The following is a 684-nucleotide window of genomic DNA, read 5'->3' as shown; positions in this document are numbered from 1 at the left end:
ATATGGTTAAGTCCTCGATCGATTAGTATCAGTCAGCTCCACACGTCGCCGCGCTTCCACCTCTGACCTATCAACCTGATCATCTTTCAGGGATCTTACTTCTTTCGAATGGGAAATCTCATCTTGAGGGGGGCTTCATGCTTAGATGCTTTCAGCACTTATCCCGTCCGCACATAGCTACCCAGCTATGCCTTTGGCAAGACAACTGGTACACCAGCGGTGCGTCCATCCCGGTCCTCTCGTACTAAGGACAGCTCCTCTCAAATTTCCTGCGCCCACGACGGATAGGGACCGAACTGTCTCACGACGTTCTGAACCCAGCTCGCGTACCGCTTTAATGGGCGAACAGCCCAACCCTTGGGACCGACTACAGCCCCAGGATGCGATGAGCCGACATCGAGGTGCCAAACCTCCCCGTCGATGTGGACTCTTGGGGGAGATAAGCCTGTTATCCCCGGGGTAGCTTTTATCCGTTGAGCGATGGCCCTTCCATGCGGAACCACCGGATCACTAAGCCCGACTTTCGTCCCTGCTCGACTTGTAGGTCTCGCAGTCAAGCTCCCTTGTGCCTTTACACTCTGCGAATGATTTCCAACCATTCTGAGGGAACCTTTGGGCGCCTCCGTTACATTTTAGGAGGCGACCGCCCCAGTCAAACTGCCTGCCTGACACTGTCTCCCATCC

The 684-nt window shown here is 54.8% G+C and carries 1 rRNA gene; it reads right to left on the bottom strand.

The window, feature by feature from the left end:
• Window positions 1-2: 2 nt before the first annotated feature.
• Window positions 3-684: ribosomal RNA gene (locus A8F94_RS12175) — 23S ribosomal RNA — on the bottom strand; the annotation flags it as partial.

The organism is Bacillus sp. FJAT-27225, from assembly GCF_001685025.1.
Classification (GTDB): domain Bacteria; phylum Bacillota; class Bacilli; order Bacillales; family Cytobacillaceae; genus Bacillus_D.
The sequence above is the reverse complement of the archived record's forward strand: the minus strand, read 5'-3'. Positions and strand labels throughout refer to the sequence as shown.